Source organism: Halobaculum sp. XH14 (genome assembly GCF_032116555.1).
Taxonomy (GTDB): Archaea; Halobacteriota; Halobacteria; order Halobacteriales; family Haloferacaceae; genus Halorarum; species Halorarum halobium.
On record NZ_CP134949.1, the window covers coordinates 1,079,134 to 1,092,705 of the forward strand.

At 69.1% G+C, this 13,572-nt stretch carries 12 protein-coding genes; 7 read left to right on the top strand and 5 right to left on the bottom strand.

Annotated elements, in window-relative coordinates; all coding sequences use genetic code 11:
- Positions 1 to 146 precede the first annotated feature (146 nt).
- Entirely contained in the window at positions 147 to 1,124 is a 978-nt protein-coding gene (locus RJT50_RS05455) for a DUF7972 family membrane protein (RefSeq protein ID WP_313694821.1), read from the top strand.
- 93 nt (positions 1,125 to 1,217) lie between these two features.
- Positions 1,218 to 2,195: an acetamidase/formamidase family protein gene (locus tag RJT50_RS05460; RefSeq protein ID WP_313694822.1), complete on the top strand. Its 978-nt coding sequence runs from the start codon at positions 1,218 to 1,220 to the stop codon at positions 2,193 to 2,195.
- A 36-nt stretch (positions 2,196 to 2,231) separates the two neighbouring features.
- Here the strand turns inward: RJT50_RS05460 and RJT50_RS05465 are convergent, their stop codons facing one another.
- The gene (locus RJT50_RS05465; protein ID WP_313694823.1) at positions 2,232 to 2,762 is read right to left on the bottom strand and encodes an MOSC domain-containing protein; all 531 of its coding nucleotides are present in this window, start codon (positions 2,760 to 2,762) and stop codon (positions 2,232 to 2,234) included.
- Between the two features lie 655 nt (positions 2,763 to 3,417).
- Positions 3,418 to 4,674 carry a Glu/Leu/Phe/Val family dehydrogenase gene (locus RJT50_RS05470; RefSeq protein WP_313694824.1) on the bottom strand — a complete coding sequence of 419 codons (1,257 nt, stop codon included), beginning with the start codon at positions 4,672 to 4,674 and terminating at the stop codon, positions 3,418 to 3,420.
- A gap of 233 nt (positions 4,675 to 4,907) precedes the next feature.
- Here RJT50_RS05470 and gdhB point away from each other — a divergent pair, with 233 nt between their 5' ends.
- The gene (gene gdhB / locus RJT50_RS05475; protein WP_313694825.1) at positions 4,908 to 6,230 is read left to right on the top strand and encodes a glutamate dehydrogenase GdhB; all 1,323 of its coding nucleotides are present in this window, start codon (positions 4,908 to 4,910) and stop codon (positions 6,228 to 6,230) included.
- Positions 6,231 to 6,290: 60 nt separating this feature from the next.
- Here the strand turns inward: gdhB and RJT50_RS05480 are convergent, their stop codons facing one another.
- On the bottom strand, positions 6,291 to 7,166 hold the full coding sequence (locus RJT50_RS05480; RefSeq protein WP_313694826.1) for an HpcH/HpaI aldolase/citrate lyase family protein: 876 nt from the start codon (positions 7,164 to 7,166) through the stop codon (positions 6,291 to 6,293).
- A 224-nt stretch (positions 7,167 to 7,390) separates the two neighbouring features.
- On the opposite strand from RJT50_RS05480, the gene RJT50_RS05485 reads away from it, so the two are divergent.
- The 3 genes from RJT50_RS05485 to RJT50_RS05495 all read left to right on the top strand — a co-directional run bounded on the left by RJT50_RS05485 (position 7,391) and on the right by RJT50_RS05495 (position 9,244).
- Positions 7,391 to 7,906: a MaoC family dehydratase gene (locus tag RJT50_RS05485; RefSeq protein ID WP_313694827.1), complete on the top strand. Its 516-nt coding sequence runs from the start codon at positions 7,391 to 7,393 to the stop codon at positions 7,904 to 7,906.
- 91 nt (positions 7,907 to 7,997) lie between these two features.
- Positions 7,998 to 8,669, top strand: coding sequence for a PH domain-containing protein (locus tag RJT50_RS05490; RefSeq protein ID WP_313694829.1), 672 nt, complete (start codon positions 7,998 to 8,000; stop codon positions 8,667 to 8,669).
- Complete coding sequence (locus RJT50_RS05495; protein ID WP_313694831.1) at positions 8,666 to 9,244, top strand: PH domain-containing protein; 579 nt, start codon at positions 8,666 to 8,668, stop codon at positions 9,242 to 9,244. Before RJT50_RS05490 ends, RJT50_RS05495 begins: the two co-directional genes overlap by 4 nt.
- Positions 9,245 to 9,396: 152 nt before the next feature.
- Here RJT50_RS05495 and RJT50_RS05500 read toward each other — a convergent pair whose 3' ends face one another.
- Entirely contained in the window at positions 9,397 to 11,190 is a 1,794-nt protein-coding gene (locus RJT50_RS05500) for an acyl-CoA carboxylase subunit beta (RefSeq protein WP_313694833.1), read from the bottom strand.
- Between the two features lie 180 nt (positions 11,191 to 11,370).
- On the opposite strand from RJT50_RS05500, the gene RJT50_RS05505 reads away from it, so the two are divergent.
- On the top strand, positions 11,371 to 13,260 hold the full coding sequence (locus RJT50_RS05505) for a S9 family peptidase (RefSeq protein ID WP_313694835.1): 1,890 nt from the start codon (positions 11,371 to 11,373) through the stop codon (positions 13,258 to 13,260).
- 82 nt (positions 13,261 to 13,342) lie between these two features.
- On the opposite strand, the gene RJT50_RS05510 is transcribed toward RJT50_RS05505, so the two are convergent.
- Positions 13,343 to 13,570, bottom strand: coding sequence for a hypothetical protein (locus tag RJT50_RS05510; protein WP_313694836.1), 228 nt, complete (start codon positions 13,568 to 13,570; stop codon positions 13,343 to 13,345).
- Between the last annotated feature and the right edge of the window lie 2 nt (positions 13,571 to 13,572).

The window sequence follows — 13,572 nt, forward strand, 5'->3', positions numbered from 1 at the left end:
GGTCCAGATTCGAGCGGCCGAGCCCCGAGTCGGCCGTGCTTGCGTGCGGACTCTCACTTGCATGCGATTGCCGGGCTGGTCTCCAAGCGGCTGGGCCCCGTAGGTCAGCAGAGAGTTCGAATGAGCCCGTCGTGGACGGAGTCGGCATGAGTTCGAGTTCGGGCGTCGTCGAGAACCCCATCAAGCGCTGGCTGCTGCTCACCGGAAGCCGTTTAGTCATTTCGCTCGTGGTTATCGTCGGTATCGTCGCCCTGACGGCGGCCCTGACCGTCACCGGCGTGCTCTACGTGGGGGCCGGAAGCAACCTCTCGACGGTGCTCGCGAGCGGGATGCTCTCGGGACTGCTCACGCTGGTCACGGTCGCGCTCTCCATCAACCAGCTCATCCTCTCGCGGGTGTTCGGCACCCCATCCGACCTGAGCGACACGGTCGAGGGGAGCATCGAGTTCCGCCAGCGGGTCGAGGACATCGCAGACCGGCGGGTGAGCCCGAACGAGCCCTCCGAGTTCCTGGCGCTCATGGGGCGGACGCTGACCGATCGGGCGGAGTACCTCCGCGCGAACCTGGACGGGAACGTGAGCGACGCCGCGGCCGCCCGACAGTTCGTCGACGGCCTGACCGACTACGGCGACCACGTCGCGAACGCCGGTGACACAACGGACGCCTTCGAGGTCATCCGGATGTCGCTCGGGACGACGTACGCGGAGTTCCTGACGGACGCCCGTCGGCTCAAGCCCTCCGCACAGGTCCTCTGGGACGAGGAGGCGGATGCGCTGGAGGAGGTGCTCTCGCTGCTGAAGGCGGTCGCGACGATGCGCCAGTTCTACAAGACGCTCGCCATCCAGCAGGACCTCGCCCGGCTGTCGCGCCGGCTCATCTACACCGGGTTCGCGGCCGTCCTGGTCTCGCTCTACCTCGCACAGGTGTACACGGCGTCGTCGTCGCTCCCGACGACGCTTCCCGAATCCGTGATGCCGGTCGTCGTGAGCGCGGCATTCGGGGTTCTCCTCTCGCCGTTCGTGGTGCTCGTCGTCCACCTGCTCCGGGTCGCGACCGTGACGTTGTACACGGCCTCCGTCGGCTCCTTCATCCCGCCCGTCGAGAGCTTCGAGGAGACGGAGTGAGGCGGATCGCTGGCAGGTCGCCTCCGCCCCCGGTCGGGTCGGCAACCATCCCCGACGGGCGGATTTATCGGCCTCCGCGCGTACTATGTTACCATGCAACAAGATGGCGTCGCGGCGGACGGCTACACGGTCGACCATCGACTCTCGGACGCGGAGGGGAACATCCATCGGGCGTGGGACAACTCGCTGGACCCGGTGCTCACCGTCGAGTCCGGCGAGGTCGTCCGGTTCGAGTGCCGTGACGCGGTCGACCGCCAGATCGACGTGGAGACGACCGCCGAGGACGTGCCGGACGTCTCGTTCGATCCGGTCCACCCGCTCACCGGACCGGTGTACGTCGAGGACGCCGACCCCGGGGACGTCCTCGAGGTCGAACTGCTCGACCTCCAGCACAAGGGCTGGGGGTACAACACGTTCTTCCCGGGCGAGATGGGGCTCGGGCTGCTCCCCGAGGAGTTCGACGAGCCTGGCATTCACGTCTGGGACCTCCAGGGCGACGTGGGGAAGTTCGTGAACGGGATCGAGGTTCCGCTCGACCCGTTCCCGGGCGTCATCGGCAACGCCCCGGCCAACGCAGGCGAACACGACACGCTCCCGCCCCGTGACGTCGGCGGCAACATGGACGTCAAGCACATGACCGCGGGATCGACCGTCTACCTCCCGGTCGAGGTGGAGGGCGCGCTGTTCTCGACGGGCGACTGTCACGCCGCCCAGGGCGACGGCGAGGTGTGTGTCACGGGCGTCGAAGCGCCGATGTTCGTCACCGCGCGCTTCTCGGTCAGGACCGACATGGACGTCGAGCAGCCCCAGCTGCACACGGGCGGGCCGTTCACGCCGACCGGCGCGGACGAGCCGATGTACGCGACGACCGGCATCGACCCGGACCTCATGGAGGCGACGCGGAAGGCGACCAGGCACATGATCGATCACCTGCACGAGCATCGTGGGCTGACGCGTGGCGAGGCGTACCTGCTCTGCTCGGCGGCGATGGACCTGAAGATCAGCGAGGTCGTCGACGCGCCCAACTGGACCGTCACGGCCTACGTCGCGGACGGCATCTTCCCGGAGTGAGGCGGGCAAACGGGGGAAGCGGTCGCTGGCGCGCCGCTACTCGCCGCCGTCGCCGCGCAGTCGGTCGACGATACGCTCGCCCATCCCGCGGGCGTCGGGTTCCAGCAGGTCGAGTTCGTCGCCGACCGATAAGGGGCCCGCATCGAGCACGTCCACACAGATGCCGCCCCGGCGCTCCTTCAGCGCCCGCGCGACGCCCTTCTCCCCCGCGACCTGCTCGACGTGCGCGCACGGCGGTCGGGGTCGCGTCCCGCGGAACGTCGCCCCGCCGATCCGGAACTTAGCGCCGAGCAGGTCGTGGAGTTCGTCGGTGCCGACGCCGCGGAGGACGACGTTCCGGCGGTGGCGGCCGTCGGTGAGGTCGAGGTCGAACGCCTCGCGGATCTCGTCGACGGCCTCGGCCGCGACGAAGGTGACCTCACAGACGTCGAACGGCGAGTAGTAGCCGGTCCCGAGCAGGTAGCGGTCCCCCTCGATGCCGCCCTCGACGCACTCGACCCGGTCGTACCGGACCATGGGGGCCGAGTCCTCCGGCGCGGTGAACAGCGCCTCTACGTGGGGATCCATGCTAGAATCATCTTCACGGATTCGGTTAGTTCTTCGTCGGTTTCGGATCGTGGTTCGTCGCTGGGTCTCGCTGGTCGCGACCGTGGAAGCCCCCGGAAGGATGGGAATCGGTGGTGGCTCAGTCACTGGATAGCAGTTCTCGAACGCCCCCGACTGGGTCCGCTCCCACGGAACGCGGCCGCCGCGTGCCAGGTGGCTCGTCCAGTCGAGTGCGGTGGCGCGCGGCCGACGGACCTCCGTTCACGCGAGCGAGCCTGCGAGCGAGGGTGAACTCACGGGACCGCAGGTCCCGGGTAGTGCCCGCCGCCGTCGCGCGAGGGATGAGGGAGCGTAGCGAGCGAAGCGAGCCGAGCGAACGAATCGGCTGGGGAGGCGTGTGGCTGTGCGGGGCGGTGGGTGGGACTGAAAGGGGCCGCATCTGTGGGCGATGGCGCGGACCGTCAAGCACCGCAGGAGGGAGGCCGCAGGCCGACCGACGAGGAGCGCAGCGGCCGCACCGAGCCGACAGGTGCGGGGGCTTTCGAGGCGTGCGCCACGACCACTGAGCCACCGAATGAATCGATAGATGCGGGGGCTTTCGAGGCTGTACTGTCGAAACCAGTCCTCAAACTCCGAAGCTCGATTCAAACAACGAATCAGAAGAACCCGACCAGGACTAGGGCCAGTTGCCGTTGTCCATGTACGCGTCCACCACGCGCTGGATCGCCACCACGTAGGCCGCGGTCCGGAAGTTCGGCACGTCGAGCGCCTCGTAACAGTCGATCAGGTCCTCGAACGCCGAGACGATCTGGGTCTCCAGTTCGTCGTTGACGCGCTCCTCGCTCCAGTAGAAGCGCTGGCGGTTCTGCACCCACTCGAAGTAGGAGACGGTGACGCCGCCCGCGTTGGCGAGGATGTCCGGAAACACGGCCACGTCGCGCTCGGTGAGCACGTCGTCGGCGTCGGGCGTGAGCGGCCCGTTCGCGGCCTCGACGACGACGTCGGCCCGCACGTCGCGCGCCAGGTCGCCGTCGACGGCGTTCTCCAGGGCCGCGGGAACGAGCAGGTCCACGTCGAACGTGAGCAGGTCCTCGTTGGAGAACTGCTCGTCGGCGCCCCCGTAACCCGTGACCGACCCCGTCTCGTTCTTGTGTTCCTTCACGTCGCGGGTGTCGAACCCGTGCTCGTGGTAGATCGCGCCCGAGGAGTCAGAGACGGCGACGACGTCCGCGCCGAGGTCCTCGAGGAGGTAGGCGGCGATGTGGCCGGCGTTGCCGTACCCCTGGACGGCGACGTCGGCGCCCTCCATCTCCTTGCCGAGGTAGTCGAACGCCTCGCGCGCGGTGAGCATCGTCGAGCGTCCCGTCGCCTCGACGCGCCCCTCGCTGCCGCCCGATTCGAGCGACTTCCCGGTGACGACGCCCGGCTCCGTGGTGTTCTCCAGCGTCTCGTAGGTGTCCTTGATCCAGTTCATCTCTCGCTGGCCGGTGTTGACGTCCGGCGCCGGGATGTCCGTGTCCTCGCCGATGAACGGGCGCAACTCCTCGGCGAACGAGCGCGTAATGCGTTCGAGTTCGGCCGCCGAGTACTCCGCCGGGTCGACGTCGATGCCGCCCTTCCCGCCGCCGTAGGGGATGTCGACGACGGCGCACTTGTACACCATCCACCCCGAGAGCGCCTTCACCTCGTCGCGGCTGACGCCCGGGTGGTACCGGATGCCGCCCTTGTACGGTCCGCGGTCGCCGTTGAACTCCGAGCGGAACGCCCGGAACCGCCCAACTGAGCCGTCGTCGAGGTCGACCGAGAGGTTGAGTTCGAGCACCCGCTCGGGGTGTTTCAGGCGCTCGAGGACGTCGCCGCTCACGTCGAGATACGCCGCCGCGTCGTCGACCTGCTCTTGCAGGCTCTCGAAGGGGTTGGCCTCGCCTGACATGGTGCGCGATTCATGGCTTCGGGTGTTAGGTCTGTCGGCGACCGTCGCGGAGTGCCCCGCCGCTGTCGGTCGATTCCCTGCCCACCGATGACTAGTGACTAGCGGGGGAAATCTATAGTATACAAATGTGTATTATGACCTTATCTCTCTCAGTATCATCAATATTTTATCTACGCGGCGGCGAGCGGGGGTATCGACCGCCGTTCCGCGCGGCGACGCGTCGACACAGCACCATGTCAACCGGAACTGCAGACACGACCGAACAGGAGTCGACCGACGGCGACGCGACGCCGGCCGACGGGCCCGAGGAGCCCGAGACGGCCCTGGAGACCGCTCGCCGGCAGCTCGAACACGCGGCCGCACACCTCGACGTCGACCCCGGCGTCATTGAGCGCCTGAAGCACCCGACGACGGTCCACCGCGTCGCGGTGCCCCTCGAACACGACGACGGCAGCGTCGAGGTGTACACCGGCTACCGCGCCCAGCACGACGACGTGCGCGGCCCGTACAAGGGCGGCCTGCGCTACCACCCGCACGTCAGCGAGGAGGAGTGCGTCGGCCTCTCGATGTGGATGACCTGGAAGTGTGCCGTGATGGACCTCCCGTTCGGCGGCGGCAAGGGCGGCGTCGTCGTCGACCCCCGCGAACTCAGCGACGGGGAGAAGGAGCGACTCACGCGCCGGTTCTCGGAGGAGCTCCGCAAGTTCGTCGGCCCGAAGAAGGACATCCCCGCGCCCGACATGGGCACCGACTCCCAGACGATGGCGTGGTTCATGGACGCCTACTCGATGCAGGAAGGCGAGACCATCCCCGGCGTCGTCACGGGCAAGCCGCCGGTCGTCGGCGGCAGCGAGGGCCGCGAGGAGGCGCCCGGCCGCAGCGTCGCGCTCGTCACCCGCGAGGCGGCCGACTACTTCGACTACGATCTCGAGGGCCTCACGGTCGCGGTGCAGGGGTACGGCTCGGTCGGTGCCAACGCGGCGCGCCTGCTCGACGACTGGGGCGCGGACGTCGTCGCCATCTCGGACACCGGCGGCGCCATCCACGACCCCGACGGACTCGACACCCACGCCGTCCCCTCGTTCGCCGAAAAGCAGAACGCCGTCACCGAACACGACGCGCCCGAACTGCTGGAGGACGGGAACGACGTCCTCGAACTTGACGTCGACGTCCTCGTTCCCGCGGCCGTCGGCAACGTCATCACCACCGAGAACGCGGCCGACGTCGACGCGGACATCGTCGTCGAGGGCGCGAACGGCCCGACGACGTTCGCGGCCGACGCCATCCTCGCCGAGCGCGGCGTCCACGTCATCCCCGACATCCTCGCCAACGCTGGCGGGGTCACCGTCTCCTACTTCGAGTGGCTCCAGGACATCAACCGGCGCACCTGGACGCTCGAAGAAGTGAACGAGGAGCTCGAATCCGAAATGCTCTCGGCGTGGGACGACGTCCGCCGCGAGGTCGAAGCGCGCGACGTGACGTGGCGCGACGCGGCCTACATCGTCGCGCTCGACCGCATCGCGGAGGCCAAGAGCGTCCGCGGCCTCTGGCCGTAAGTCGGGCGTTCGGCTCCCGGTTCGGGGTTCGATCCTGACCGTGTCCCGCCCGTCCTCCCCCTATTCGTCGCCGTTCCGTTCGCCGGTTCCTCGCTCGTCCGCCAGCCGCGCGTACTCCAGGATCCGCTCGGCCTGCGCGACCAGCGGCGCGTCGATCATCTCCCCCTCGACCTCGAACACGCCGCGATCAGCGGCGGCCGCCTCCTCGCGCGCGGCCAGCACGCGCTCGGCCCACTCGACGTCGGACTCGGCGGGCGTGAACGCCTCGTTGATGACCGGCACCTGCGCGGGGTGGATCGCCATCTTCCCGTCGTAGCCCAGCCCCGCCGCGAACTCGGTCTCCTCCCGCAGGCCATCGGCGTCCTCGAACTCCGTGAACACGGTGTCGACGGCGTCGACGCCGGCGGCCGCGGCCGCGACGACGACCTTCTCGCGGGCGTACAGCACCTCCGTTCCCTCCGTCGTCCGCGTCGCGCCGACGTCGGCAGAGAGGTCCTCCGCGCCGAACAGCAGGGCGTCGGTCGCGTCGGCGTCCGCGATCCCGGCGGCGTTCAGCACCCCCCGGGCGGTCTCGACCAGCGCCAGGACCGGCACGTCGCAGTCGTGTTCCCGCAACTGATTCGCGAGGTGGTCGACCGCGTCGGCGGACTCGGTTTTCGGGAGCATCACCGCGTCGAAGTTCCCCGGCCCCTCGTCCGCCAGCGCCTCCAGGTCGCCGTACGCGTCGACCCCGCTGACGCGGACGCACACCTCGGCGTCGGGGTCGAACGCCGGGTCGGCGAGCACGTCGCGGACCGCGGTGCGGGCCTCCTCCTTCCGCGCCGGCGCGACGGCGTCCTCGAGGTCGAAGACGATCGTGTCCGCGCCCGCGCTCGGCGCCTTTCGCATGAGTTCCGGGCGGTCGCCGGGGGAAAAGAGGACGCTGCGTCTCACCATGGCGTGAGGTTCGTGTGGGCCGGATTTCAATCCTCCCGTCTCCGACCTGTCCAGTAGTGGTGTCGGATCTTCATCTCTCGCGACGATGGCGGACACGGAGGTTCGCCAGCCACGCGCCGACTGCGTTCGACCAGCACCATTGAGCGTCGTCCGGATGGGTCACGTCTCGAAACGTCCGAGGTCGGTTCCCCCACGGTTTTGGTCCCCGGCGGCGACCCTCGCGCATGGCCGGGAAGTACTACGAGGAGTTCGAGGTCGGCGAGACCATCGAGCACGAGAAGCGCCGCACGGTGAGCGAGCGCGACAACCAGGCGTTCTGCGACATGACGATGAACCAGCAGCCGCTCCACCTCGACGCCGACTTAGCCGCCGACACGCGGTTCGGCGAGCGACTCGTCAACGGCATCTACACGATGGCGCTGGCGACCGGGCTCTCGATCCCGGACACGACCGACGGCACCATCGTCGCCAACCTCTCGTACGACGACGTCGAGCACCCGAACCCGGTGTTTCACGGCGACACGATCTACGCGCGCTCGACCGTGCTCGACAAGCGCGAGACGAGCGACGGCGAGCGCGGGGTCGTCACCATGCGCGTCGAGGCGTTCACGGTCGGCGACGGCGACGCGGAGGCTGACGGCGGCGGCGGTGACGGCTCCGACGGCGACGCGGAGGACGACACGCTCGTCTGTGAGTTCGAGCGGACGGTGCTCAGCCTGAAGCGCGAGAACGCCGAGTGAGTTCGGCCGCGGTTCCCTCGGCGACCGAGCCCCGACCGCGGGCGTGACGCTGTCGCATGGGTTTATACTGTCCCGCCCGCCACCATCGGCCATGGCTTCACCCTCCACGGACGACTCGCTCCCGGATGACTCGCTTCCGGACGGATTCGATTGGCTAACCCTCGACCCCGACGAGGACGTCGTCTGGACCGGCATCCCGCACAAGCTCAGCCTGGTCCCCGCGCTCGTCGTCGGGGTCCCGCTGTCGGTGGTCGTCGTCGGCATCCCGATCATCGTCTCGGCGTACCTCAGCCGCGAGAACACCGAGTACGTGCTGACGACCGACGCGCTGTACAAGAAGCGGGGCATCCTCTCGCGTGACGTGAAGCGGATCGGCTTCGAGAAGGTCCAGGACACCTCCTACTCGCAGGGCTTTTTCGGCACCCAGTTCGGCTACGGCACCGTCGAAATCTCGACCGCCGGCGGCTCGGGCGTCGAACTCAGCTTCGACAACGTGCCCGAACCCAAGCGGGTACAGGAGCTCGTGAACGAGCGCATCCGCACCCGCGAGGGGGGACGGACCGACGGGGAGACGAAATCCGACGTGCTCTCGGACATCCTCGCCGAACTGCGGGCGATCCGGACGGTGGTCGAGGGTGACGCCGTCGATGGCGACGCCGTCGGGGCGGACGCGACCGACGGAGCGGCGACGGACGAGGACGCGACCGACACCGAGGTGGCGGAGGCGACCGACTCCTTCGACTACCCGGACGCGGAGGAATGACCGACGCCGAGGCTCCGCCGGCGCTCCCGCTCGCGGACGACGAGCCGGTGGGCTGGACCGGCCGGCCGCGGCTCTCGGCGGCGATTCCCTCGGCGCTCGTCGGGTTCGTCGTCGCCGTGGTCGGCGTCGGCTGGTGGGCGCTCCCGGCGGTCTCGACTCGGCCGCCGCTCCTGCTGGTCGTCGCCGCGGTACTGCTCGGCGTCACGGTTCCCGCGGTCTCGCTGCTCTCGCTCGTGAACACGCGCTACGTGGTGACCGACCGCGCCGCGTACGTCAAGCGCGGCGTCCTCGGCCGCCGGGTCTCACGGGCGCGGCTCGCCAAGGTGGAAAACACCGCGTACAGACAGTCCGTGACGGGCTCGCTGTTCGGCTACGGGACCGTGGAGCTGCAGACGGCCGGCGGGTCGTTCACCTTCCGTCGGGTCGACGATCCGGCGTCGGTCCGCGCGACGGTGGACGAGCGCACGGGCGGGTCGGGCGACGCGGACGAGCCGGTTCCGGGCAGCCTGCGGGAGTGGCGGGCGGTCCGTGAGGAGGTCCGGGCGCTCAGGGCCGGATTCGAGGGGGGCGGCTGAGACCCTCAACTCGCGGCGCCGGCTGACGGACGGCGACAGGGCGGCGCGAGCGCGGGACGGGTCGCCGTGCGAGTGCGTGGCGTCTCACGGTAGTCGGTCAGCGCACGGTCGGGCCGGTCCAGCCTTCGTATTTGAACCTCGGTGACGTTCGTCTACAGCACCGTGCCGTGCTTCTTGTCGGGGACGGACTTCTCGATGTCCGCGTAGAAGTCGAACCGCTGGACGAGTTCTTCCCGTAGCTCCGAGGGCGGCACGATCTCGTCGATGACGACCTCGCTCGCCATCCGGTGGACGTCGATGTCGCGGCGGTACTCCTCGCGGAGTTCGGCCTCCCGCTCCTTTCGCTCCGCCTCGTCCTCGATGTCGTTCAGCTTGTTCGCGTAGACGGCGTTGATCGCGGCCTCGGGCCCCATGATGCCGATCTCGCCCGACGGGAGCCCGATGACCGATTCGGGCTCGTAGGCGGGCCCGCCCATCGCGTAGATGCCCGCGCCGTACGCCTTCCGGACGACGACGGTCTGCTGGGGGACCGTCGCCGAGGAGGTGGCGTAGATGAACTTCTTCCCCTTCTCGAGGATCGCGTCCTTCTCGACGTCCGAGCCGGCCATGAACCCCGGCGTGTCACAGAGGTACAGCAGGGGAACCTCGTAGGCGTCGCAGGTCCAGATGAACTCGGCGGCCTTCTCGGCGGCGTCGGGGAAGATGGCGCCCGAGCGCTGGGTCGGCTGGTTCGCGACGACGCCGACCGGGCGGCCGTCGATGCGGACGAACGCCGTGACGATCTCCGTGCCGTACTCGGGTTTGAGTTCGAAGACGGACTCCGCGTCCGCGACCCGTTCGATCAGGTCGTGGACGTCGTAGGGGAGGTTCGGGGCCTCGGGAATCAGTTCGTCGATGCCGCCGGGCGAGAACTTCGGCGGTTCGGCGTCCGAGCGCGGCGGCTTCTCGCCCGCCTTGTCGGGAAGGTACGTCATCAGTTGGGAGACGAGTTCGCGCGCGTGCTCCTCGTCGCGGGCGACGAGGTCGGCGCTCCCCGAGTACTTCGCGTGGACGTCCGGGCCGCCCAGTTCCTGCATGTCGATCTCCTCGCCCGTGACCATCTTCACCATCCGCGGCGAGGCGATTGCCATCGCGGACATCCCCTCGACCATGACGGTGAAGTCGGCGAAGACGGGGGTGTAGGCCGCGCCGGCGATGCAAGGGCCGTACAGCACGCAGATCTGTGGGACGCGCCCCGAGAGCATCGAGTGGTTGTAGTAGTACTTCCCGATCCCCTCGCGGTTGGCGAAGAATCCGGTCTGCTGGTCGATGCGCCCGCCCGAGGAGTCCATCAGGTACAGCACCGGCTTCCCGTTCTTCAGCGCGCGCTGTTGCATCCGGAGGAACTTCTCGACCCCGCGGCCGGCCATCGACCCCGCCTTCACGGTGAAGTCGTTCGCCATGAAGTGGACGTCGCGGCCCCCGAACTCGGCGGCGCCCGTGATGAGTCCGTCCGCGGGGACGCGGTTCGACTCGTCGTACTCCTCGACGTCCGGCGAGTTGCGGTGATACGAGTCGAAGTTGGCGAACTTCCCGTCCTCGAACTTGAGGCCGTCCGTGGCTCCCTCGGCGTCCGCGTCGCCGCCGCCGCCCTCGCCGCCGCCGCCGAACCAGAGGTCGAGGCGGTCGCGGACGAACAGTTTCCCCTGCTCGGGCAGCCGCTGCTTGTACTTCTCGGGGCCGCCCTGGAGGATGTCGGCGATCTCCTCGCGGAGCGTCGCCTCCCGGTCGGTCGGGCCGAGGTCGTCCGCAAGCGGGTACTCCGGTTCCGGCGGTTCGGCGACGGCCGCGGGGTCGTCGCGCTCGCCCGCGAACACCTCGATGTCGACGCCGAGGTGTTCAGCGAGCGCGGACGCGATGGCGCCCGCCTCCTCCTCGCTCGCCCCGGCACCCACGTGGACCTTCATACAACTGTCTGTGCAAGAATTGCCCTAAGGAGTTTCCATGCGCGCCGGGCGTCGCTCGCCGGATCGGTCCCGGAAGCCGACTCGGTCGGTCGACCGCACCGTCGCCCCATCCGTAAATATGTTTACAGGAGGGCGCTTCTGGAAGGTATCAAGTCGCTCCCGACCGACGTTCCCCTCGCAATGGCCGACACCCTCCAGGAACTGGCGGAACTGCCGACGATGGCGCACCCGACCGTCGCGCCGGACGGGGCCGAGATCGCGCTGTACTACGACGTCGACGGCCGGAACGAACTGTATCGGCTCGACCCGGAGACGGGCGAGTTGACCCAGTGGAGCGACGGCAACGTACCGAAGAACGTGGTCCACGGCTTCGAGTGGGGCGCGGACGGCGACCGGGTGTTCTTCCATCTGGACGAGGACGGCGACGAACAGAACGACCTGTTCGCCATCGACCGCGACGGCGACGTCGACCCGATCGTCCAGCAGGACGCCCAGGTGATGCTCCAGTCGGTCGGCGAGGACGGCGAGACGCTCCTGTTCGGCTCGAACCGCGACGGCCAGATGAACGTCTACCGGCACGACCTCACGAGCGGCGAGACGACGAAGGTGACCGGGTACGACCGGGCCGTCTGGACGGCCGAACTCTCGCCCGACTGCGACCGGGTCGCCTACGCCACGAACGAGTCCGACGACTACGACAACGTGGACACCTTCGTTGCGGACGCCGACGGCTCGAACGCCCGCACCCTCGACGTCGGCGAGACGGGTGCGGAGGCGAGCCCCGCGGACTGGCACCCCGACGGCGACGCGCTGCTGGTGTCGGACAACTCGCCCGGCCTCACTCGGGCCGGCGTCTACGACCTCGACGCCGACGAGGTGACGTGGCTCGGCGACGGCACACGCGAGGAGGAGCCCGCGTTCTTCCTGCCGGACGGCGACCGCGTCGTCGTCTCCCGAACCAGGAACGCGGAGGTCGTCCCGGTCGTCTACGACGTCGAGACGGGCGAGGGGCGCGAGTTCGACGTCCCCGACGGCGTCGCCACGTTCGGCCGCGGCGGCGCTGGCGGCGAGTGGGTCCTCGACGACGGGCGCGTCCTCCTGATGCACACGACCCCCACCCGCCGGGTCGAACTCCTCGCGTACGACCTCGAGACCGACGAGTACGGGACGGTGCTCCCGGCGGAGTACGGCCCGTTCTCGCCGGCGGAGTTCGGCGACGCGGAGTACTTCACCGTCACCTCGGACGGCGTCCCCGAGACGCCCCAGCGCGCGGTCGAACACGACCCGTACGAGGAACTGGAGATCGGCGCGATCCTCTACGACTCGGGCGAGCGACCGTCGCCGCTGGTGGTCAACCCGCACGGCGGCCCCCGCCACCGCGACAGCCTCTCGTTCGGCTACCGGACGCAGTTCCTGCTCTCGCGCGGCTTCTCCGTGCTCCAGGTGAACTACCGCGGCTCGACCGGTCGCGGCCGGGAGTTCGTCGAGGAACTGTACGGCGACTGGGGCGGGGCCGAGCAGGGCGACGTCGTGACCGCGGCCGAGCACGTCCTCGACGAGCACGACTGGCTCGACGAGGACCGCGTCGTCGTGTACGGCGGCTCCTACGGCGGCTACTCGGCCTACTGGCAGCTGGTCCAGTTCCCGGACCTGTACGCCGCCGGCGTCGCCTGGGTCGGCCTGAGCGACCTCGAGGACATGTACGAGAACACCATGCCCCACTTCCGCTCGGAGCTGATGGTGAAGTACCTCGGCGAACCCGACGAGAACCCCGACCTCTACGAGGAGCGCTCGCCGGTCACCCACGTCGACAACGTCGACGCCCCGCTGCTGATGGTCCACGGCGTCAACGACCCGCGCGTGCCGGTCTCGCAGGCGCGCATCTTCCGGGACGCGATGGACGAGGCCGGCTACGAGGCGGGCGCGGACTACGAGTACGAGGAACTGGGCGAGGAGGGCCACGGCTCCTCGGACATCGACGACAAGATCCGCAGCCTCCGACTGCTCGACGAGTTCCTCGACCGTCGCGTCGGGACGGTCGACGCGGGGACGCCAGCCGCGGACGACTGACCGGGCCGAGCGACCCGTCCCGACCGAGCGGGGTCCCCGTCGCCGCCCTCCCGGTCTCGCCCGCTCCGTTCGCTCGACCGGTTCAGTCGAACATCCGGTCGTCGAACTCGGGGATGTCGAAGCCGCCGTCGCCGCCCCAGCCGTCCATCACGCGGCTCTGGTACAGCGCCATCGCGACCTGGGGTACCGCCTGCGGCGGGACGGGCGAGGGCTCGTCGAACGCCTCGCCCGCCCACTCGTTGTACCCGTCGACCACGTCCATCGCGTCCTTGAACGAGCGCAGCATGAGTTCCTTGTAGCGATCTCTCATTG

Coding starts and splice junctions, on each gene's coding strand:
- RJT50_RS05465 (WP_313694823.1), bottom strand. CDS start 2,762: ATGGATCCCCACGTAGAGGCGCTGTTCACCGCGCCGGAGGACTCGGCC.
- gdhB (WP_313694825.1), top strand. CDS start 4,908: ATGTCAACCGGAACTGCAGACACGACCGAACAGGAGTCGACCGACGGC.
- RJT50_RS05495 (WP_313694831.1), top strand. CDS start 8,666: ATGACCGACGCCGAGGCTCCGCCGGCGCTCCCGCTCGCGGACGACGAG.
- RJT50_RS05505 (WP_313694835.1), top strand. CDS start 11,371: ATGGCCGACACCCTCCAGGAACTGGCGGAACTGCCGACGATGGCGCAC.
- RJT50_RS05490 (WP_313694829.1), top strand. CDS start 7,998: ATGGCTTCACCCTCCACGGACGACTCGCTCCCGGATGACTCGCTTCCG.
- RJT50_RS05485 (WP_313694827.1), top strand. CDS start 7,391: ATGGCCGGGAAGTACTACGAGGAGTTCGAGGTCGGCGAGACCATCGAG.
- RJT50_RS05480 (WP_313694826.1), bottom strand. CDS start 7,166: ATGGTGAGACGCAGCGTCCTCTTTTCCCCCGGCGACCGCCCGGAACTC.
- RJT50_RS05470 (WP_313694824.1), bottom strand. CDS start 4,674: ATGTCAGGCGAGGCCAACCCCTTCGAGAGCCTGCAAGAGCAGGTCGAC.
- RJT50_RS05510 (WP_313694836.1), bottom strand. CDS start 13,570: ATGAGAGATCGCTACAAGGAACTCATGCTGCGCTCGTTCAAGGACGCG.
- RJT50_RS05500 (WP_313694833.1), bottom strand. CDS start 11,190: ATGAAGGTCCACGTGGGTGCCGGGGCGAGCGAGGAGGAGGCGGGCGCC.
- RJT50_RS05460 (WP_313694822.1), top strand. CDS start 1,218: ATGCAACAAGATGGCGTCGCGGCGGACGGCTACACGGTCGACCATCGA.
- RJT50_RS05455 (WP_313694821.1), top strand. CDS start 147: ATGAGTTCGAGTTCGGGCGTCGTCGAGAACCCCATCAAGCGCTGGCTG.